This window comes from Streptomyces sp. Alt3, assembly GCF_030719215.1.
In the GTDB taxonomy this organism is placed as follows: domain Bacteria; phylum Actinomycetota; class Actinomycetes; order Streptomycetales; family Streptomycetaceae; genus Streptomyces; species Streptomyces glycanivorans.
The window spans coordinates 3,068,383-3,088,850 of record NZ_CP120983.1; the positions used below are offsets into that span (position 1 = coordinate 3,068,383).

17 protein-coding genes and 2 pseudogenes are annotated in these 20,468 nt (G+C 70.9%); 11 read left to right on the plus strand and 8 right to left on the minus strand.

Annotated features, from left to right (window positions below):
* Positions 1-158: 158 nt before the first annotated feature.
* Positions 159-1,829, plus strand: coding sequence for a serine/threonine-protein kinase (locus P8A20_RS13045; RefSeq protein ID WP_306103557.1), 1,671 nt, complete (start codon positions 159-161; stop codon positions 1,827-1,829).
* Positions 1,830-1,898: 69 nt separating this feature from the next.
* On the opposite strand, the gene P8A20_RS13050 is transcribed toward P8A20_RS13045, so the two are convergent.
* The 4 genes and pseudogenes from P8A20_RS13050 to P8A20_RS13065 all read right to left on the minus strand — a co-directional run bounded on the left by P8A20_RS13050 (position 1,899) and on the right by P8A20_RS13065 (position 5,769).
* Positions 1,899-3,371 carry a GntP family permease gene (locus P8A20_RS13050; RefSeq protein ID WP_306103558.1) on the minus strand — a complete coding sequence of 491 codons (1,473 nt, stop codon included), beginning with the start codon at positions 3,369-3,371 and terminating at the stop codon, positions 1,899-1,901.
* Between the two features lie 156 nt (positions 3,372-3,527).
* On the minus strand, positions 3,528-3,938 hold the full coding sequence (locus P8A20_RS13055; RefSeq protein WP_147959268.1) for a RidA family protein: 411 nt from the start codon (positions 3,936-3,938) through the stop codon (positions 3,528-3,530).
* Between the two features lie 6 nt (positions 3,939-3,944).
* On the minus strand, positions 3,945-4,703 hold the full coding sequence (locus P8A20_RS13060; protein ID WP_014154362.1) for an IclR family transcriptional regulator: 759 nt from the start codon (positions 4,701-4,703) through the stop codon (positions 3,945-3,947).
* Positions 4,700-5,769, minus strand: a pseudogene (locus P8A20_RS13065) (sugar kinase). The gene P8A20_RS13060 and the pseudogene P8A20_RS13065 overlap by 4 nt, the downstream one beginning before the upstream one ends.
* Before the next feature lie 137 nt (positions 5,770-5,906).
* Here P8A20_RS13065 and P8A20_RS13070 point away from each other — a divergent pair.
* From P8A20_RS13070 to P8A20_RS13080, 3 genes are all read left to right on the plus strand, one after another.
* On the plus strand, positions 5,907-7,208 hold the full coding sequence (locus P8A20_RS13070; RefSeq protein ID WP_306103559.1) for an alanine racemase: 1,302 nt from the start codon (positions 5,907-5,909) through the stop codon (positions 7,206-7,208).
* Between the two features lie 40 nt (positions 7,209-7,248).
* The gene (locus P8A20_RS13075) at positions 7,249-8,871 is read left to right on the plus strand and encodes an N-acyl-D-amino-acid deacylase family protein (protein WP_147959265.1); all 1,623 of its coding nucleotides are present in this window, start codon (positions 7,249-7,251) and stop codon (positions 8,869-8,871) included.
* Between the two features lie 118 nt (positions 8,872-8,989).
* Positions 8,990-9,922, plus strand: a complete 933-nt coding sequence (locus tag P8A20_RS13080; RefSeq protein WP_306103560.1) for a ParB/RepB/Spo0J family partition protein — start codon at positions 8,990-8,992, stop codon at positions 9,920-9,922.
* On the opposite strand, the gene P8A20_RS13085 is transcribed toward P8A20_RS13080, so the two are convergent.
* Positions 9,889-10,968: a helix-turn-helix domain-containing protein gene (locus P8A20_RS13085; protein ID WP_306103561.1), complete on the minus strand. Its 1,080-nt coding sequence runs from the start codon at positions 10,966-10,968 to the stop codon at positions 9,889-9,891. The genes P8A20_RS13080 and P8A20_RS13085 overlap by 34 nt on opposite strands.
* Before the next feature lie 247 nt (positions 10,969-11,215).
* On the opposite strand from P8A20_RS13085, the gene P8A20_RS13090 reads away from it, so the two are divergent.
* From P8A20_RS13090 to P8A20_RS13100, 3 genes are all read left to right on the plus strand, one after another.
* Positions 11,216-12,031 carry a hypothetical protein gene (locus P8A20_RS13090; protein WP_147959262.1) on the plus strand — a complete coding sequence of 272 codons (816 nt, stop codon included), beginning with the start codon at positions 11,216-11,218 and terminating at the stop codon, positions 12,029-12,031.
* A 95-nt stretch (positions 12,032-12,126) separates the two neighbouring features.
* Entirely contained in the window at positions 12,127-12,570 is a 444-nt protein-coding gene (locus tag P8A20_RS13095) for a peptidase inhibitor family I36 protein (protein WP_306103562.1), read from the plus strand.
* Between the two features lie 264 nt (positions 12,571-12,834).
* Positions 12,835-13,836, plus strand: a complete 1,002-nt coding sequence (locus tag P8A20_RS13100) for a helix-turn-helix domain-containing protein (protein ID WP_147959260.1) — start codon at positions 12,835-12,837, stop codon at positions 13,834-13,836.
* A 67-nt stretch (positions 13,837-13,903) separates the two neighbouring features.
* Here P8A20_RS13100 and P8A20_RS13105 read toward each other — a convergent pair whose 3' ends face one another.
* Both P8A20_RS13105 and P8A20_RS13110 read right to left on the minus strand, forming a co-directional pair.
* Positions 13,904-14,137 (minus strand): hypothetical protein, encoded by a 234-nt coding sequence (locus P8A20_RS13105; RefSeq protein ID WP_147959259.1) that lies wholly within the window; start codon positions 14,135-14,137, stop codon positions 13,904-13,906.
* A 231-nt stretch (positions 14,138-14,368) separates the two neighbouring features.
* Positions 14,369-15,214 carry a S1 family peptidase gene (locus P8A20_RS13110; RefSeq protein ID WP_147959258.1) on the minus strand — a complete coding sequence of 282 codons (846 nt, stop codon included), beginning with the start codon at positions 15,212-15,214 and terminating at the stop codon, positions 14,369-14,371.
* 104 nt (positions 15,215-15,318) lie between these two features.
* On the opposite strand from P8A20_RS13110, the pseudogene P8A20_RS13115 reads away from it, so the two are divergent.
* The 4 genes and pseudogenes from P8A20_RS13115 to P8A20_RS13130 form a co-directional block, all read left to right on the plus strand.
* Positions 15,319-15,616 (plus strand): annotated as a pseudogene (locus P8A20_RS13115) (MarR family winged helix-turn-helix transcriptional regulator); the annotation flags it as partial.
* Positions 15,617-15,769: 153 nt separating this feature from the next.
* Positions 15,770-16,582 carry an arylamine N-acetyltransferase family protein gene (locus P8A20_RS13120; protein ID WP_147959257.1) on the plus strand — a complete coding sequence of 271 codons (813 nt, stop codon included), beginning with the start codon at positions 15,770-15,772 and terminating at the stop codon, positions 16,580-16,582.
* A 260-nt stretch (positions 16,583-16,842) separates the two neighbouring features.
* Positions 16,843-18,054 (plus strand): pyridoxal phosphate-dependent aminotransferase, encoded by a 1,212-nt coding sequence (locus P8A20_RS13125; RefSeq protein WP_147959256.1) that lies wholly within the window; start codon positions 16,843-16,845, stop codon positions 18,052-18,054.
* Positions 18,055-18,155: 101 nt separating this feature from the next.
* Positions 18,156-18,545: an SCO4983 family protein gene (locus P8A20_RS13130; protein ID WP_147959255.1), complete on the plus strand. Its 390-nt coding sequence runs from the start codon at positions 18,156-18,158 to the stop codon at positions 18,543-18,545.
* A gap of 57 nt (positions 18,546-18,602) precedes the next feature.
* Here the strand turns inward: P8A20_RS13130 and P8A20_RS13135 are convergent, their stop codons facing one another.
* The gene (locus tag P8A20_RS13135) at positions 18,603-20,429 is read right to left on the minus strand and encodes a phosphoenolpyruvate carboxykinase (GTP) (protein ID WP_147959254.1); all 1,827 of its coding nucleotides are present in this window, start codon (positions 20,427-20,429) and stop codon (positions 18,603-18,605) included.
* Positions 20,430-20,468 lie beyond the last annotated feature (39 nt).

Genomic DNA, 20,468 nt, shown 5'->3' on the forward strand with positions numbered 1-20,468 from the left:
TCCCGGTTCGCACAAGGGGGCGTGTGACACCCCCGCCAGGCCCTCTCCTCACCAGGACAGCTGTGGACGTTCCGTGACAGGAGATGACCGTGCACTCCCCCCTTCCCCGTGGGACGCTTGTCGCGCTGGACCGTAAGGCGCTGGACGGGGGAAGTGACATGGCAGGCGCGCGAGTTGATCCGCTGGGAAGTGGAGATCCGGCGACGCTCGGCAGGTACGAACTGATCGGGAGGCTGGCTTCCGGCGGCATGGGGCGCATCTACCTCGCCCGGAACGCCGAGGGGCAGCTGGTGGCGGTGAAGACGCTGCTCTCCGACGGCGTCGTCAGTGATGTCGACCGGCGGCGGTTCACCCGCGAGGTGGGCCTGGCCCAACGCATCGACAGCGCGTTCACGGCGCGCGTGCGGGACGCCGATCCGGGGGCGGATCTGCCGTGGATGGCGATCGACTACATCGCAGCGCCACCGCTCTCCGTACTGGTGAGCACCGCCGGGGTGCTGCCGGCCTCGGCGGTCCAGTGGCTGGCGGCGGGCACCGCGGAGGCGCTGGTCACGCTGCACGGCGAGGGCATCATCCACCGGGACCTCAAGCCGCAGAACATCCTGCTGCCGCTCCCCGGCCCGCGGGTGATCGACTTCGGCATCTCGCACGCGAACGACCTCACCCGCACGAGCCTCACCCTGGGCACGATCGCCTTCACCTCGCCGGAGCAGGCCCGGGGCGAGCCGTCGACCGAGGCGTCGGACGTGTACTCGCTCGGGGCGACCCTGTTCCACCTGGCGCTGGGCAGGCCCCCCTACCGCGACGGCAGTGACACGCTGGCGCTGCTGGCCCAGGTGCAGCGGGGCCAGCTCGACCTCGACGGTCTGCCCAAGGAACTGACGGCGTTGATCCGCCCCTGCCTGGCGGCCGATCCCGCGCAGCGGCCCGTCCCCGCGGAGATGCTGGCCCGCTTCCGGCAGTCCTTGGCCGGGCTTCCGGTGTCGCAGGGCGGTCGCCGCTGGCTGCCGCAGCGCTGGACGGACCTGATCAGCTCGTACGAACGTCATGGGCGGGACCTGGCGCGTGGAGCCGGCATCGGCGCGGACACTCCGGGCCCCGGGGGGATCAGGGCCGGCCTGCGCACGGATGTCGTCCCGCCTCCGGACCCGACCCGTGTGTACACGCAGGAGCGTGAACGGGCCGAACGTGAGCGCGCCGAGAGGGAGCGGGCCGAGGAGGCACGGGCCGAGAAGGAGCGGGTGGAACGCGAGCGGGCCCTGCACGCCCAGGAACGGCTGCGCGAGCAGGAGTGGCAGCAGGAACTGGAGCGGAGAAAGGCCGAGGAGGCACGGGCCGAGAAGGAACGGGTGGAACGCGAGCGGGCCCTCCTCGCCCAGGAACGGCTGCGCGAGCAGGAGTGGCAGCAGGAACTGGAGCGGAGAAAGGCCGAGGAGGAGCGGAGGAAGGCCGAGAAGAACGCCCGGGAGAGGGCCGCCAGGGCCAGGGCCCGTCAGCAGGCCTCGGGCCCGTCGTCCGCCTCGGCGCGATCCGCGTCCGGGACGTCGAAGCCGGCGTCCCGCCCGGAACCGCCCCGGACGCCACCGCCCGCACCCGCTCCGTCCGGGAGGTCGTCGTCAGCCGTGGTCTGGCTGGTGGTGCTCGCCGCCGTCGCCCTCCTGGTCCTCTGGCTGGCCAACAGGCCGGACGGCGGGAGCGGCACGCACTCGGGCGGCGTGGGCACGAGCACGGGTGCCACCGCCGTCGGCGACAGCGGTCCCGGCGGGGACAGCGGCGGCGAGGGGACACCCGGTCCGGACAGGACGGTGCTCCGCGTCGGGTGGGTCTGAGGCGTACGTGCTCCCGTACGCCTCGGACCCGACGCTTCAGACCGGGCCGGACCGGCCCGGGGAAGCCCCCTAGATCACCAGGCTGAGCGCCGCGGCGACGACGAAGCCGGCGACCGAGAGCACCGTCTCCAGGACCGTCCAGGTCTTGAGGGTGTCGCGCTCGGAGATGCCGAAGTACTTCGAGACCATCCAGAACCCGCCGTCGTTGACGTGCGAGGCGAAGATGGAACCCGCCGAGATCGCCATGATGATCAGCGCGAGGTGCGCCTGCGACATGTCCTGGCCCTCGACGAGCGGGACGACGATGCCGGCGGTGGTGACGATGGCGACCGTGGCCGAGCCCTGGGCGACCCGCAGGACGACGGAGATCAGCCAGGCGAGCAGGATGACCGGCAGGCCGACGTCGTTGAAGGTGTCGGCGAGCGCGTCGGCGATGCCGCTGCCCTTGAGCACCGCCCCGAAGATCCCGCCCGCGCCGACGACCAGCAGGATGTTGCCGACGGGCTTCAACGAGGCGGTGGAGACCGATTCGAGGGACTTGCGGGACCAGCCGCGCCGGATGCCCAGCAGGTAGTAGGCGAGGAACAGGGCGATCGTCAGGGCGACGAAGGGGTTGCCGAAGAACTCGATGACGGAGCGCGGGGTGGAGGGGTCCAGCGCGATGGAGGAGAACGTCGCGGCGAGGATGAGGATCAGCGGGGTGCCGATGATCGCCAGCACGGTGCCCAGCGGGACGGGCTTCTCGTGCGGGGTGACTCCGGCGGCGCGCTGTTCGGCGACGACCGCGGCCTTCGACTCCTCCGCGGCCTCGACCATGTCCTGCGGCACCTCGACGAAGATGCGCTTGCCGATCCAGGCGGCGTAGCCCCAGGCGGCGAGGACGGACGGGATGCCGACGAGGGCGCCCATCAGGATGACCCAGCCGAGGGAGACGTTGAAGAGGCCCGCGGCGGCGACCGGTCCGGGGTGCGGGGGCAGGAACGCGTGGGTCATGGAAAGGCCGGCCAGCAGTGGCATCGCGTACAGGACGACGGACTTGCCGGAGCGCTTGGCGGCGGCGTACACGATCGGCGCGAGGACGAAGATGCCGACGTCGAAGAAGACCGGGATACCGAAGATGAGGCCGGTGAGCCCCATGGCGAGCGGGGCGCGCTTCTCACCGAAGAGGTTCAGCAGGCGGGTGCTCAGTACCTCCGCGCCGCCGGACACCTCCAGGATCGCGCCGAGCATCGTGCCGAGGCCGATGATGATCGCGACGTGTCCGAGGATGCCGCCCATGCCGGACTCGATGACCGAGACGGCGGCGGACTTCTGGACCGTGCCGAAGAGTTCGGTGACGGAGAGACCGGCACCCAGGCCGACGGCTATGGACACGGCGAGCAGGGCGACGAACGGCTGCAGCCTGACCTTGATGATCAGGAAGAGCAGGAGTGCGATCCCGAGCGCGGCGACGGTCAGCAGACCGGGGGTCCCGCCGATCAGGAGGAGCAGTCCACCGGTGTGTGGTGGGACCTCGGGAGCGGGGGCGGCGGCGAGCAGCATGAGCGGTCAACTCCGGTGGTGACAGGGGGTCCTTCGGGGCAGGGAGGAGCGCGGCACGGCACCCCGTACGGAAGGGGGAGGGGTGCCGTGCCGTGTGGCGGAGCGGTTGGGGGGCCGGCTGTCCGGGGGCGGACCACCGGCCGGCGGATCGGACGGTCAGCCGAGGACCGCGAGCGCGTCGATCTCGATGAGCAGTCCCTTGGGGAGGCCGACGTACACCGTCGTACGTGCGGACGCCGGGGCCGTGAGGCCCTGCTCCTCGAAGTACTCGTTGTAGATCGCGTTCATCTCGGCGAAGTGGTCGACGTCCGTCAGGTAGACGCGCGTCATCATGACGTCGTCCCAGCTCGCGCCGCCCTCCTCCAGGATCGCCTTGACGTTGGCGAAGGTCTGGAGGGTCTGCTCGCGCAGGGTGGGACCGGCCGGGGTCGGGGCCTGGCCCTCCACGGCGGGCAGGAAGCCGACCTGACCGGCGACCTGGAGGATGTTCCCCTTCTTCACGCCGTGCGAGAACTTCGCCGGCGGGGTGGTGTGGGTGCTGGGGGTGAGGGCGGTCTTCTCGGTCATGACGGTTCAGGCTTTCTTGGTGGGGGTGGTGCCGGAGTACTCCCGGCTGATGGTGTCCGCGGTGCGTCGCACCAGGGGGAGCAGGGTGAGGAGTTCCTCGGCCGTGACGACCACGTTCGGTGCGGACACCGACATGGCGGCGACGACCCGCCCGTCCGCGCCCCGGATGGGGGCGCCGATGCAGTTGATGGACTCCTCGTGGCCACCGAGGTCGGTGGCCCAGCCCTGTTCGCGCACGACGGCGAGTTCCTTCAGGAAGGCGCCGGCGTTCGGTAGCGAACGGGACGTGTACATGGGGTAGTCGAGCCGTTCGGCGATCGCGCGCCGTTCGGGCTCGGTGAGGTCGGCGAGGAGCAGCTTGGCGACCGCGGCGACGGTGATCGCAACGGGTTTGCCGATCCGTGAGTACATCCGCACGGGGTAGCGGCTCTCGACCTTGTCGATGTAGAGGACCTCGTTCTCCTCGTACACCGCGAGGTGGACGGTGTGGCCGCACTGTTCGTTGAGCGCGACGAGGTGGCTGTGGGCGATCTCGCGTACGTCGAGGTTCTCGACGGCTTCCTGCGCGAGCGCGAAGAGGCGCGCGCCGAGGCGGTAGCGCTGGTCCTCCTGGCGGTAGACCAGGCCGTGTTCGTGGAGCGTACGGAGCAGGCGCAGCGCCGTGGACTTGTGGACGCCGAGCCGCTCGGCGACCTGGCCGAGGTCGGCGGGGCCCTGGGCGAGCAGCGGCAGGATGCTCAGCGCGCGGTCGACGGTCTGGCTCATGTGACTCGTACCTCCTCGTTCGCCCCGTCGGCGACGGTCCATCCGGGGCCGAGACGAAGTGTGCCCCAGGCCTCGTCGTCCAGGGCGGCGAGCCGGTCGGCGTACGCGCGGGGCGGGGGGCCTGTGAGGTCGCCGGGGACGGTGAGGACGGCTGCGGCCATGAGGTGGCCGTGCCGGGCCCGGTCGCGTACGGGCAGGTCGCGCAGGGTGGCGGAGAGGAACCCGGCAGCGAAGGCGTCACCCGCGCCGACGGCGGCGACGACGTCGACGCGCAGGGAGGGGACGGTGGTGACGGTGTCCTGTGCCGGGCCGGCACCGGGCCGGCGGCGGTGCGGGAGAAGACGGTGACGCCGTCGGATCCCCGCTTCACGACAAGCACGTCCGGCTCGGGCAGGGCCGCGCGGATCGCCTCGGTGCTGTGGACGCCCCAGGCCTCCTCCGCCTCGTCCTCCCCGACGAAGACGAGGTCGCTGCGGCGGGCGAGGTCGAGCAGCACCTCCGGGCCGGTCCCTCCCTCGCGCCACAGGCCGGGGCGGTGGTTGACGTCGAAGGAGACGAGGGGGCGGCCGTCGCGGGCGGCGGTGAGGTCGTGGAGGAGGGCCAGGCAGTCGGCGGAGAGCGCGGCGGTGATGCCGGACAGGTGCAGGACGCGGGTGGCGAGGAGGTCGTCGTACGGGACGTTGTGCGGGGACATCGCGGAGGCCGCGGAGCCGGCGCGGTAGTACGCGACCTCGTGCGCGTCGGTGGCCCGGTCCGTGGCCGTGCGGAAGTAGATGCCGGTGGGGCGGTCCGGGTCGCGGCGCACGGCGGAGGTGTCGACCCCGTATCCGGCGATCGCGTCGACGAGGTGGTCGCCGAAGCCGTCGGCGCCGACCCTGCCGACCCACTTCGCCCGGTGGCCCGCGGCGGCGAGCGCGCAGGCGACGTTGGACTCCGCGCCGCCGATGCCCCGGCCGAAGGAGGGGACGTCGGCGAGGCGCCCGGGCTGCGAGGGCAGGAACGTCACCATGGACTCGCCGAGGCAGACGACGTCCGCGGTGGCTGTCCTGGCTGCGGATCCGGACACTCTGGGCTCCTCTGGTCGGCCGTGGGCGCCGGTGCTCACCATTGACCCGGCATCGGCTCGGATGTTAGACAGCGTTAAGCGATATGCGCAATGACCGTTGCAGACAATGCAACGATCGAGTTCCCGAGGAGGATCCCTTGGCCGCCCAGCAGTCCGCCGAACAGTCCGTGACGGCCCTCGCGGGTGAAGTGGTCGACCACCGCTTCAAGGCGCTGCCGCCCGACGCGGAGGGGCTGACCGTCGGGGCCCTGGCGGCCGAGCGCCGCAATCTCTTCACGGGCGGTTTCACCACCCCGGTACTGGCTCTGTCCGCCGAGTCGGTCGAGGCCAACCTCGCCCTGCTGGAGACGTACGCGGAGCGGCACGGCCTGGCGTTCGCACCGCACGGCAAGACCTCGATGTCGCCGCAGCTGTTCGCCCGCCAGCTGGAGTACGGCGCCTGGGGCATCACCGCCGCCGTCCCCCACCAGGCCCGGGTGTACCGCGCCCACGGCATCCGGCGGATCTTCCTCGCCAACGAGCTCGTCGACGCGGTCGCGCTGCGCTGGCTGGCCGCCGAGCTGAACGGCGACCCGGACTTCGTCTTCGCCTGCTACGTGGACTCCGTGCGTGGCGTCGAGCTGATGGATGAGGCCCTGCGCGCGGCCGGCGCCGTGCGCCCCGTCGACGTGGTGGTGGAGCTGGGCGCCGGCCAGGGTGCCCGGACCGGCGCCCGCACGGAGGCCGACTGCGCGGCGGTCGCCGACGCGGTGGCCGCCACCTCCACCCTGCGCCTGGTGGGCGTCGCCGGTTACGAGGGCGAGGTGCCGGACGCCTCCCCCGAGCGGGTGCGGGACTGGCTGCGCCGGCTCGTCGCGCTGGCCGCGGACTTCGACGCCGCCGGCCGCTTCACCGCGCTGTCCGACGGCGAGGAGATCCTGGTCAGCGCGGGCGGCAGCGCGTGGTTCGACGCGGTCGCCGATGTCTTCGCCGAGATCCCCTCACTGAGCCGGCCCGCCCTCAAGCTGCTGCGCTCCGGCGCGTACGTCAGCCACGACGACGGGCACTACCGCCACCTCACCCCCTTCAACCGGGTCCCCGAGGAGGGCACGCTGCAGCCCGCCTTCCGGCTCTGGGCGCAGGTCGTCTCCCGCCCCACCCCCGAGCAGGCGTTCGTCAACGCCGGGAAGCGGGACGCCGCCTACGACCTGGACCTCCCCGAGGCGCAGGTGGTCCGCTCGGCCCGTGACGGCTCGGTGCGGCAGGCCACCGGGATCACCGTCAGCGGGCTGTCCGACCAGCACGGCTGGGTCCGCACGGAGGCGGGCGCCGAGCTGGAGGTAGGCGACTGGATCGGCATGGGCCTCTCCCACCCCTGCACCTCGTTCGACAAATGGCAGCTGATCCCGCTGGTGGAGGCGGACGGCACCGTCACCGACTACATCCGCACCTTCTTCTGATCCCGGCGGGACCTCTCCCCCACCCGAAAGGCGACCTCCCATGGACCTGGTCATCCGCGACGCCCGAGTCGTCGACGGCACCGGTACCCCCTCCTACCGCGCCGACGTGGGCATCACGGACGGCCGGATCACCGAGATCCGCCGGGAGGGCGACGGCCCGCGCCTCACCGCCGCCCGCACCCTGGACGCCGACGGCCTCGCACTGTCGCCGGGCTTCATCGACATGCACGCGCACAGCGACCTCGCCCTGCTGCGCGACCCCGACCACAGCGCGAAGGCCGCCCAGGGCGTCACCCTGGAGGTCCTCGGCCAGGACGGCCTGTCGTACGCCCCCGCAGACGACCGCACCCTCGCCGAGGTCCGCCGCTCCATCGCCGGCTGGAACGGCGACGGCAGCGACATCGACTTCGACTGGCGCACCGTCGGCGGTTATCTGGACCGCCTCGACCGCAACTTCGGCGGCCAGGGCATCGCCGTCAACGCCGCCTACCTGATCCCGCAGGGGACGGTCCGGATGCTGGCCGTCGGCTGGGACGACCGCCCCGCCACCGACGCCGAGCTGGACCGCATGAGGGAGCTCGTCGCCCAGGGCATGGCCGAGGGCGCGGTCGGCATGTCCTCGGGCCTGACCTACACGCCGGGGATGTACGCGAAGGACGCCGAACTCACCGAGCTGTGCCGGGTGGTGGCGGCGCACGACGGTTACTACTGCCCCCATCACCGCTCGTACGGCGCCGGGGCCCTCCAGGCGTACGAGGAGATGGTTCAGCTCACCCGAGACGCCGGATGCGCCCTCCATCTCGCCCACGCCACCATGAACTTCGGCGTGAACAAGGGCAGGGCGCCCGAGCTCCTGGCCCTCCTGGACGACGCCCTCGCGGCGGGCGCGGACATCTCCCTGGACACCTACCCGTACACACCCGGCTGCACGACCCTCGTGGCGATGCTGCCGAGCTGGTCGAGCGAGGGCGGTCCCGGGTCGATCCTGACCCGGCTCGCGGACGAGGGGACGGCGCAGCGGATCCGCCACCACGTGGAGGTACTGGGCTCCGACGGCTGCCACGGTGTCCCCATCGAGTGGGACGCGATAGAGATCTCCGGCGTCGGCAACCCGGCCCTGTCCGGGTACGTCGGCCGTACGGTCGCCGAGTCGGCGCGGCTGCGCGGCGAGGAGCCCTGGGTGACGGCCCGCAGGGTGCTGATCGAGGACGAGCTCGGCACGACGATCCTCCAGCACGTCGGCCACGAGGAGAACGTCCGGCAGATCATGGGCCACCGGGTCCACACCGGCGGCAGCGACGGCATCCTCCAGGGCGACAAGCCGCACCCCCGTGCCTACGGCACGTTCCCCCAGTACCTCGGCCGCTACGTGAGGGAGCTGGGCATCCTCTCCCTGGAGGAGTGCGTCGCCCACCTCACCTCCAGGCCGGCCGCCCGTCTGCGCCTGCCGGACCGCGGCCTCGTCCGCGAGGGCTACCGCGCGGACCTCGTCCTGTTCGATCCGGCCACCGTGGCGGCCGGATCGACCTTCGAGGAGCCGCGCGTCCTCCCGGTCGGGATCCCGCACGTCCTGATCGACGGCCGCTTCGTCGTCGAGGACGGAAAGCGCACCCCCACCCTCGCGGGCCGGGCGGTGCGGGGCACGGGCCGCGCGCGGGGCTGAGGCAGGATCCTGCCAGGGCCGCACCGGAAGATGCCGGTACGGCAGCGGCCCGCGGGCCGTGCGAGGTGGAATCGTTGGGCCTTCGGACTCGGTACCGCACGGTTCGGAGGTGACCTCGATGGCACGGACCGACGGAGCCGACATGGTTCCGGTGACGGCCCTCGGCGTGGGCGACTCGCCACGGCTGCGGGGGTTGGACCTCGCACACGTCCAGCTGCTCGCCGAGAACACCGACGGCCTGCCGCCCCTGCTGGTCCAACGGTCGACCATGCGCGTCGTTGACGGGAGACACCGTCTCGCGGCCGCCCGGCTGAACGGCACGCGGCAGCTCCCGGTGCGCTGGTTCGACGGGTCCGACACGGAAGCCTTCGTGGCCGCCGTCCGCCTCAACTCCGGCCGGGGGCTGCCCCTCGCCGGAGTCGAGCGCTCGGCGGCCGCCGCCCGCATCCTGATCTCACACGCCCACCGGTCGGACCGGTGGATAGCCTCGGTGTGCGGGGTGGCGCCCCGCACGGTCGCGGCTCTGCGCCGGCGTCCAACCGGTGACGAGCAGCAGTTGGACATGAGGACCGGCCGTGACGGCAGGTGCCGCCCCCTCTCGGCGGAGGCAGGGCGGCGGATCGCGACGGCGATCATGCGGCAGCAGCCGGAGGCGAGTCTGCGCACGGTCGCACGGCAGGCCGGCATCTCCGTGGGGACGGCACTGGACGTGCGAAGACGGCTGGCCGACGAGGACGGTACGGCGTCCCCCGGGCCGGCCCGGGGGACTGGCCCCGCACCTGCCGCCGAGGCGCCTGCGATCCGTCCCGCACTGATCAAGGAGCAGCTGGACCGCCTGGTGAGGGACCCGTCCCTGAGGTACAGCAGCCAGGGCCGTGCGCTGCTCAGACTCGCCTCCGCGACGCTGGCGTTCACCGAGCAGGCCGAGACGATCGCCGGGGCGACTGCGGGGCATTCCCGGGAGTCGCTGCACCTGGTCGCGGAGGCATGTGCGCAGGGGTGGGCACGATTCGGGAGTTACGTCGCGCCGGACGCCGACACCACGGTCTGACCGGGCCCCGGTAGGGGCGGGGTGCGTCCCCCCGCCGACGTCCGGAGCCTGCCCGTGGGCCCACCGGCGGCCAGCATGGTGGAACCCAACGGTGTCGGCGTGTGCAGGACCGACATGGCATGGCGGCGGCTGACCAGCAGTCCCGCGTTGCGCAGAGCGGTCGCGTGCTGACTGGCGGAGGACGCGGAAACCCCGGCGGCCAAGGCGATCTCACCTGTCGTGGCCCCCGTCCCGGAGGCGGTGGCGGACAGGACTGCGGCGCGTGTGCGCCCGATGAGAGCCGCGAGCGGCCCGCCCTGACCGTGGTCCCCGGGAGACGGCCGGCGGGGCGGTTCGTGCCTCAGCGGATACACCAGGACCGGCTCCAGTCCCGGGTCGGCCAGGGCCACCGGATTCCCCCTGCAGAAGTACGACGGAATCAGCCGCAGCCCCCGGCCCTCCAGACGGAGATCACGGTCCACCGGGTAGCCGACGGTCAGCACGGGCGGCTTCCATTCCGCTCCGCTGCCCGGGCTTCGCAGCAGTCCGTCGAGCCCACCGTCGAGCAACGTCCTTGCGCTGACTGCCCGTTCGGCATCGAACCGGGCCTGCATATCGTCGCCGTACGGGGCGAGAACCGCGTCGTGGTAGGCGCGGATGGTCCGCGTCAGACCGCTCCGGAGATCCTCCTCGGCGAGGCGGGCACCCCATGAGGGGCCGCCGCCGGCACGGAACAGCCGTTCCATCTCGCCCAGCACCCGATCCGGCGAGGTCGCCAGGATCCCCTTCAGCCCGGCGTCGATGCCCTCGGCCGACTCGGCGGGAGTGAGGAAGTCGGGGAAGTAGCCGGTCCGCGGGACCAGCGGCAACAGCAGACTCCGCACCGGGCCCACCAGACCGGCCTCGTCCAGCCGGGCCCGGGCGGCGCGGCACCAGGACGCGTGGGGTCTGCGGCCCTGACGGGTACGCAGGCGGTGGAGGCTCATACAGACCTCCCACAGCGGGTCGGGTGATGCCGCCACCCGGACCCTGGTCAGATCCGCGGCGGTGAAATGTATGCGAAGCATTCGTGTCCCCCCGTTTCCCCTGCGCTTTTCAAGCAGAGCCGAAAACTCTGTGCCCGCATACTCGCGGCCGAGATACTTCGAGGGCAATTGAACGCGGCCCGGATGCCGCACCGTTCATAGGGGGCGCGCTCACATGAGGCGGAATTTCTGCATCGCCGTTGCCGCAGCGGCATTCGCCTGCACCGTGGCGGGCTGCGGCACCGATGGAAACGGAGCGGCAGAGGCGGACAAGCGACCGAAGAGTCGCGTGGCCGAAATTTCGGACAGCGATCTCCGGGACCTGACGGTCGCCGAAGAGATGGAGATCGAGTACGCGGAGCACGCACTTGTCAAGAAGTGCATGGAGAACAAAGGATTCTCGTACTGGGTGGGGCCGGTGGCGAGCGCGGACGCCCGCAGGGCCGGCCGGTACGTGAACGACGACGTCGCGTGGGCGAAGAAGTACGGCTACGGCCGCCCCTTCGACGAAGCCGCTGAGAAGGACCGGCGGGAGCACCCCAACGTCCGGTACCCCAACGCCCTCCCGCGGAAGGACCGCATCCGCTACAACACGGCCCTCAACGGGGACTACGACGACGTGCTGCGCGTGGACCTGCCGGTCGGCGGCACGATCGAGACCCCGCGGGAGGGCTGCTGGGCCGAGGCCCGGAACCGGCTCTACGGAAATCTCGAGTCCTGGTTCGAGGCGAAGAAGACCGTCACGGGGCTTTCACCGCTCTATGTACCCGACATCCTCGCGGACGAGAGGCTGAAGAAAGGCCTCACCGCCTGGTCGGCCTGCATGAAGGATGCCGGTTTCCCTTTCTCCTCCCCGGACGATCTCCGCGAGAAGCGGATCGCGCGCACCGGGAAAATGACTTCCGGAGAGGCGCGTGCATATGAGGTCGAGTTGGCGGTGGCCGAGGCCGAATGTGCCGTGAAGTCGTCTCTCGGAAGGACAGCGCGTTCCCTGGAACGTGAGCACCTGTCCGTCCTGCTGAAGAAATTCCGCAAGGAGAACACCGCCTACCAGCGTATGCGGCTCATCGCGCTCTCCCATGCCCGGGACCTCCGTAACCGGTGAGTCCGGGCCCCGCGAACCGCAGCACACATCGGATTTCCGTGGCACAGCAGTCGCGGATTTATTTCGGAAATCGACACATGAAGGAGCACCATCTCATGCGCAAGGCTTTCGCCGTCCTCACGACCGTCGCCGTGGCGTCACTCGGCGCCCTCGTCCCCGCCACCTCCGCCCAGGCGGCGGACTGCCGCGACGCCATGGCGGGCGCGCTCTCCGGCTACATGTACGCGTACGACAGCGCCAACTGCAACGGCCACCTCGGCCACGCGTCCGGCGACGACTTGAACTGGGGAGACTCCGCGCTGAGCTTCCAGGGAGGGGACAACAACAAGGCGTCGTCGATCCTGAACAACGGCAACAGCTACGAGGTCAAGTTCTACAGCGGCACCGGCGGCACGGGTGGGCACATCTGCCTCAGCCGGTCCGAGGGCTGGGCCTCCAACCTCTCCGACGACGACTTCACCAACGGCGCCTCGGCGAACAACAGCATCAGCGGCCACGCGTGGTCCAGCGCCTCCAACTGCAGCAGGTGGGCGGTCTGACCGTTCCCGCGCGCGGCAACTCACCACTGTCCGCCCGCACCTGAGGCAACTCGGCCCGCCGGTCCGTCCCCGGCGGGCCGAGACGTCCCTGGGACGGCCGCCCGGTGCGGTGGCGCCGAGGGGGCACATCTCGTCACCGATGCCCGCCGCCTCGCCGTTGCCGGGGAAAGCTTTGCCCAACCGTTGCCACACTTCTACACTCCGTCGAAAACCCGGAGGTCACTCGGTCCCGCCGAGCCGACCGGTCCCCACGGAGTGTTCCCATTGGCTGAGCACGAAATGCTCGTACTCGGGTTGTCACACATCGAGGAAGACGTCTACCGGCACCTGCTCCGCAATCCGGGCATCGAGGTGGAGGACATCCACGTCCTGCTCCGCCACGAGGCCGGCCCGACCGGCCGGTCCGTACAGAGGCTGCGGGAACTGAAGATCATCCAGGAGATCGACGGCACGGTCAGGGCCTGTGAGCCCGAACTGGTGGTGGCGCGCCTCGCCGAGCAACGGCTCGAAAAGCTCTACGACGACATACGCTCGCTGACCCATCTGCGCCCGCTCATGGACTCGTTGGGACGGGAGGTTCCCGACCCGGAGCCGAGTGCGGACCACAGACCCGTCGAGCGCATCACCGGCCTGGACGCGATCCGCACACGCCTGGACGAGTTGGCGTTCTTCGCCCGGGACGAGGTGCTCGCCGCCGAGCCCTACGACGCGCTCACGCCCGAGAACATCGAGAACTCGCGCCCCCTGGACCTGCGTTGTCTGCGTCGCGGGGTCAGCTGTCGCAGCCTGATCCGCCGCACCGCCCTGGAGGACGGCCCCACCCGCTCCTACCTCATGGAACTCACCGCCGCGGGAGCGCAGATCAGGGTCCTGGAGACCCTGGACGAACTCATGCTCGTCTACGACCGCCGCACCGCCCTGGTGCCGCTCGACCCCGGCAACACGTCCAAGGGGGCTCTGTGTTCCACGGAGGAGGGCATCGTGACCACGGTGGCGAACAACTTCGAGCGGCTCTGGGCAGGGGCGGACGACCTCACGGCCCTGCTCGGGCGACACTCCGGGAGCATTCCCGGCTCGGGACTCACCGAGATCCAGGGGAAGGTGCTGCGTCTGATGTGCACGGTCGGCAAGGACGAGATCGGCGCACGCGAGGCGGGCATCGCCCTGCGCACCTACCGCCGGCACATCTCCGACCTGATGCAACTGCTCGGTGCGGAGAACCGGGCCCACGCGGCGCTGCTCGCCCGCGAACGCGACTGGGTCTGAGCAGCCCTCGGGTGCCCCGTTACGCACCGGGGCACCCGGGGGCTTCGAGCCCGGCCGTGCCGGCCCGTCAGCTGCCGGAGCAGCTGACGGGCGGCTTCCCCTGCCATCCGTTGATCGGGTCACGGCACGGGTCCTTCGGCGGGTATTCGACGGCGCCGGCCAGGGGCCGGATCTCCCCCTCCGGGACACCCGCCGGGCCGCCGGATCCGGTCGTGGACCAGGATGCTCCCGCCAGTGTGAGAACCACGAGAGCCGCTCCCGCAAGGGTCGCACCCGTACTGCCGAAGATTGCACGCATCATGTCTCCCCCATCCCGCCCGGCACCCCAGTCCCCGTCCAGCTGGGGCGTCGCGGGTGAACTGCCGCCAGTCTGGCAGCCGGAGGAATCGCGCAGGACCGCCGCGCGAGGCAGCCTCCTGCCAACCGCCGGGCAGCATCCTGCAGCCACGGGGGCACGTCGTGCCGGGTGAGCCCGCGATCGCCGGAGCCGTCGAGCCGGAGGAAACCCGCCCCGGCCCGACGGCCGCCGGGGTTACGGCTTGGGCAGCGCGCAGCCGGAGCGGTTCAGGTCGATCTGGTTACCGGTGCCGATGCACGGCACGATGCCGTACGTCTGCTGTGCGTAGTTGATGCCCTTCCGCACGGTCACCGTGCCGCTCTCGTCGACCTCGCACGGGTTGTTGTCGGTGCACTGCTGACCGTCCTCGTTGCCCGTGTTGTTGACGGCGACCACCTTTCCGGTCGCGTTGTCGATCACCGGGGACCCGGACGTGCCTCCGATGGTCTGGCAGGCGGAGGTGTAGCGGACCGAGTCCTTCCAGGTCCAGGCACCCTCCTTGAGGCGGTAGGCGAACCCGTCGACGGCGCAGCTGTAGGTGCGCTTCCAGTAGCCGGACGCGACCGTGATCGCGGTGCCCTTCACCGGGTGGGCCGCGTCGAGTTCCAGTGCCTTGATGCCGTAGGAGCTCTCGATCTGGGCGTAGGTCCTGGTCAGCTGGTAGAGCGAGACGTCGGTGTCCGTCATCGTCCCGTACGCGATCTTGGACGCCCTCAGGGTGCCGACCCCGCTGCCGGCCGCGTTCAGCAGGGTGAAGCTGCGGGTCGACGTCTTGTTGAGCACGACCTCGCCCGGGCCCGGGAAGCCGCTCTCCAGACAGTGGCCGTTGGACAGGACGAGGGCGGGGTCGCTCGACTGCGACGAGGGCGCCCGGACGACCGAGCCGGAGCAGTTGCTGAGCGCGACCGTGCCGGCGAAGGTGACCGCCTTCGCGCGGACCTGGGCCTCGTCCGGACTCGTGGCCGTGGACGCTGCCGCGGGTGCGACGCCCGCCCCGAGGAGCAGGACGGAAAGAAGTGCGCCGACGAGAGGCTTGTTCATGTGAGGGTCCCCTCCAGATGCGCCAGTGACCGGAGTTCTTCCGGTTTGACATGCGCATGCTTGCGTACGGGCGGGAGGGCCGACAAGGGGCGAATTCAAGCCGCCGCGGCCCCGGTGAGCCGGCGGCCCACACGATGGTCACGACGGGCGCCATGACGAAGCGGATCGACCCGCCTCGAACGCGACGGCCTCGTCACGCGCCGCCGCTCGACGGTCGACGGCCGGGGCCGGGTCGTGGCGCTCACCCCGGCGGGACGGGACCTGATCGACCAGGCGTTCGGCGCCCACACGCACAATGAACGCCGACTGCTGGACGCCCTCTGCCCCGAGGAGGCCGCGCAGTTGGAGACCTTGCCGACCGCCTGGCCGGCCCGGATCGAACCGCCACGGCCGGAGGCCTGATCTCCGGTCGGCGGATCGCGCCGCCACCCGAACGAGGAGTTCCGCATCCGCGGGGCCCCGCTCGCCGCAGGACACAAGGGGGGCGGATTCCCCTTGTCTCCTGTGCGCCCAGGACACGTGAAAACCCCTGAGTCCTCTGCGTACTGTCGGGGTATGACACTCGACCTCGACGCCTACTTCGCCCGCATCGGCTGGTCCGGGGAGCGCCGCCCCACCGTGGAGGTGCTGCGGTCCGTGCACCGCGCCCACATGCTGGGCATCCCGTTCGAGAATCTGGAACCCCTTCTCGGCAGTGCCCCCTCCCTCGCGCTCCCGGACCTGGAGGAGAAGCTCGTCCGCGGTGACCGCGGCGGGTACTGCTACGAGCACAACACCCTCCTCGCCGCCGTCCTGACCCAGCTCGGATTCCGGGTGACGCTGCTGACCGCGCGGGTGGTGGTGGGCGCCGCGCCCGGTGACATCAGGCCCCGTACGCACATGCTGATGCAGGTGGACGTGGAGGGTGAGCCCGCCCCCTACCTGGCCGATGTCGGCTTCGGCTCGCACGGCGCCCTGCTGGAGCCGATCCCGCTGGTGGTGGACGCCGAACTGCTCGACACCCCGAGGCACCACCGGCTCGTGCACGCCCCGCACGACGGGCCGCTGGAGATGTGGGAGCTCCAGGCGGACAAGGGCGGCTACTGGGAGCCGCAGTACGAATTCACCCTGGAGCCCTTCGAGGCCCCGGACTACGAGGTCATCAACTGGCACATCGCGACGAACCCGCGCTCGCCGTTCCGGCAGGCGCTGTACGCCCAGCGCACCCTGCCGGGACTGCACCGGGCCCTGTCCGGACGGACGCTGGTGGAGACCGCCGACGACGGCACGGTCGCGGAGCGGGAGCTGTCCGGCTCCGCCGAGGTGCTGCGGGTGCTGGCCGAGGACTTCGACGTACACCTTCCCGAGGGAACCGTCCTGCCCGGCTGACCGGGGCGCGCACGGGCGCGGGACGGGTTCCCGAGGGGCGTGCCGGGTCGTGCGTGCGCCCCCGCGTGGCGCATCTCACCCGGTACGTGCCCGATGCCCGCTTTCCAAGCCGCGGCGCCGCCCCGACCGGCCGTTCCCACGGTCCGCGGCCGGGGCGGCATGCCGATGGAAGACCCCGCGCGCCGACGCGCGCCCCCGTGGGGAGCAACCGGTGCGTGAACCGGGAGCAGCGCGCGAAACACGGTCGTAAGCTCGCGGACATGCAGGTCATCCAGTCAACGAAGCTCTCCGGCGTCTGTTACGAAATCCGCGGCCCCGTCCTCGAGGAAGCGATGCGGCTCGAAGCCGCAGGTCATCGCATCCTCAAGCTGAACACGGGCAACCCGGCCGCGTTCGGATTCGAGTGCCCGCCGGAGATCCTCGAGGACATCCTGCGCAATCTGTCCGGCGCGCACGGCTACGGCGACGCGAAGGGCCTGCTGTCCGCGCGCCGCGCGGTGATGCAGCACTACCAGACCAAGGGGATCGACCTCGACGTCGAGGACATCTACCTGGGCAACGGCGTCTCCGAGCTGATCCAGATGTCGATGCAGGCGCTGCTCGACGACGGCGACGAGGTGCTCGTCCCCGCACCGGACTACCCCCTGTGGACGGCCTCGGTCTCGCTGGCCGGCGGCACGGCGGTGCACTACCGGTGCGACGAGCAGGCCGACTGGATGCCCGACCTCGCGGACATCGAGCGGAAGATCACCGATCGCACCAAGGCGCTCGTGATCATCAACCCGAACAATCCGACCGGCGCGGTGTACGACGACGAGATGCTGCGCGGGCTGACGGAGATCGCCCGGCGGCACAACCTGGTCGTCTGCTCCGACGAGATCTACGACCGGATCCTCTACGACGGCGCGACACACACCCCGACCGCCGCGATCGCCCCGGATCTGATGGTGCTCACCTTCAACGGCCTGTCCAAGAACTACCGGATCGCGGGGTACCGCTCCGGCTGGATGGCGGTCTGCGGCCCGAAGGCACACGCCTCCTCGTACATCGAGGGCCTGACGATCCTGGCCAACATGCGGCTGTGCGCCAACATGCCCGCGCAGCACGCGGTGGCCACCGCGCTCGGCGGACGGCAGTCGATCGACGAACTGGTGCTGCCGGGCGGCCGGATCCTGGAACAGCGGGACGTGGCGTACGACCTGCTGACGCAGATCCCCGGGGTGACCTGTGTGAAGCCGAAGGGCGCGCTGTACCTCTTCCCGCGGCTCGACCCCAAGGTGTTCAAGATCAAGGACGACCGGCAGATGGTTCTCGACCTGCTGCGGGCCGAGAAGATCATGGTGGTGCAGGGCACCGGCTTCAACTGGCCCGAGCCCGATCACTTCCGGGTGGTCACGCTGCCGCCGACGAAGGACCTGACCGACGCGGTGACACGCATCGGGAACTTCCTGGACGGCTACAGCCAGCCCTGAGCGGCCTGCGGGGCCTCGCACCCGAGATTCTTCCGGATCCGGCACAACCTTAGACTGAATCCAAGATAGGATGGCCTTACTGCAACGCCAGGAGGCCACCCATGTACGAGCCGATCCGCAGCAAGTCGGTCCACACATCGGCCGACAACGCCGATTTCCCTCACCGCAGCCGCGAGGACGAGCTGGACATCCAGCTCGCCGGGCACCTGGCGGCCCTGCTCGCCGTCACCGACGAGCTGGGTCTCACCGCCCTGGGCGAACGCATCGCCCAGCAGGTGGCCAGGCTCCGGTCCGCGCCGCCCGCCCGGCACGCCGGACGGAGTGAGGCGTCCCCGGCCGCGCTGCACCGCCGGGCACACGCCCTCGCCGGCCGGGCCCTCGTGGTGGCGGCGTCCCGCGCCGACACCGCCGTCGCGATCCTCGCGGCCGAGGCCATGGACACCCACGCCGCGGCCCTGTCCGCGCCGACCGCCCTGGTCGGCGCCCCCTGACGGCCCCGGTCCACGGGTCGCGAAGACGCGTGGACCGGGCGCCACACACCCGGCGGGTCAGCCCAGGCGCCGCACCAGCGCGCGGTACTCGTCCCACAGTTCGTCCGGCGTGTGGTCGCCGAAGGTGTTGAGGTGCTCAGGGATCAGCGCCGCCTCCTCGCGCCAGACCTCCTTGTCGACGGACAGCAGGAAGTCGAGCTCCGACTCGGAGAGTTCCAGCCCCTCGGTGTCCAGGGAGCCCTTGGCCGGCAGGATGCCGATCGGGGTCTCGACGCCCTCGGCCCTGCCCTCCAGCCGCTCGACGATCCACTTGAGGACACGGCTGTTCTCGCCGAACCCGGGCCAGACGAACTTGCCCGCGTCGTTCTTGCGGAACCAGTTCACGTAGTAGATCTTCGGCAGCTTCGACCGGTCCGCCTTGTCGTTGCCGACCTGGACCCAGTGCTTCATGTAGTCGCCCATGTTGTAGCCGCAGAACGGCAGCATGGCGAACGGGTCACGACGCAGCTCGCCGACCTTGCCCTCGGCTGCGGCGGTCTTCTCGGAGGCCACGTTGGCGCCGAGGAAGACACCGTGCTGCCAGGTGAAGGACTCGGTGACCAGCGGGACCGCGGACGCGCGGCGGCCGCCGAAGAGGATCGCCGAGATCGGCACACCCTTCGGGTCCTCCCACTCGGGCGCGATGATCGGGCACTGCCCGGCGGGAACGGTGAAGCGGGCGTTGGGGTGGGCGGCGGGCGTGCCGGACTCGGGGGTCCAGTCGTTGCCCTTCCAGTCCGTGAGGTGCGCGGGCGGCTCCTCGGTCATGCCCTCCCACCACACGTCGCCGTCGTCGGTGAGTGCGACGTTGGTGAAGACCGAGTTGCCCCACATGGTCTTCATGGCGTTGGCGTTGGTGTGCTCGCCGGTGCCGGGCGCGACACCGAAGAAGCCTGCCTCGGGGTTGATGGCGTACAGCTGGCCGTCCTCGCCGAACCGCATCCAGGCGATGTCGTCACCGATGGTCTCGACGGTCCAGCCGGGGATGGTCGGCTCCAGCATGGCGAGGTTGGTCTTGCCGCAGGCGCTCGGGAAGGCGGCGGCGACGTACTTCGACCCGCCGCGCGGGGGCGTGAGCTTGAGGATCAGCATGTGCTCGGCGAGCCAGCCCTCGTCCCGCGCCATGACGGAGGCGATGCGCAGGGCGTAGCACTTCTTGCCCAGCAGGGCGTTGCCGCCGTAGCCGGAGCCGAAGGACCAGATCTCACGGTCCTCGGGGAAGTGCGAGATGTACTTGGTCGAGTTGCAGGGCCACGGCACGTCCTCCTGGCCCTCCTCCAGGGGGGCGCCGAGGGTGTGGACGGCCTTCACGAAGAAGCCGTCCGTGCCGAGCTCGTCCAGGACCTCCCGGCCCATGCGCGTCATGGTGCGCATGGAGACGGCGACGTAGGCGGAGTCGGTGATCTCGACGCCGATCGCGGAGAGCGGCGAGCCGACGGGGCCCATGCAGAACGGGACGACGTACATGGTGCGGCCGCGCATGGAGCCGCGGAAGACACCGTTCTCCCCCGCGAAGATCTCCCGCATCTCGGCGGGTGCCTTCCAGTGGTTGGTCGGGCCCGCGTCCTCCTCCTTCTCGGAGCAGATGTAGGTGCGGTCCTCGACACGGGCGACATCGCTCGGGTCGGAAGCGGCGTAGTACGAGTTGGGGCGCTTGACCGGGTCGAGCTTCGTGAAGGTGCCCTTGTCGACGAGCTCCCCGCACAGGCGCTCGTACTCGGCCTCGGAGCCGTCGCACCAGACCACGCGGTCCGGCTGGGTGAGGGCGGCGATCTCGTCCACCCAGGAGACGAGCTCCTGGTGCCGAGTGGGAACAGTGAAGGGAGCCGCGATGTCTCGCGCCACGATCGCTCCTTGTAGAGAGGGTGTGTTGTCCGGCCCCGT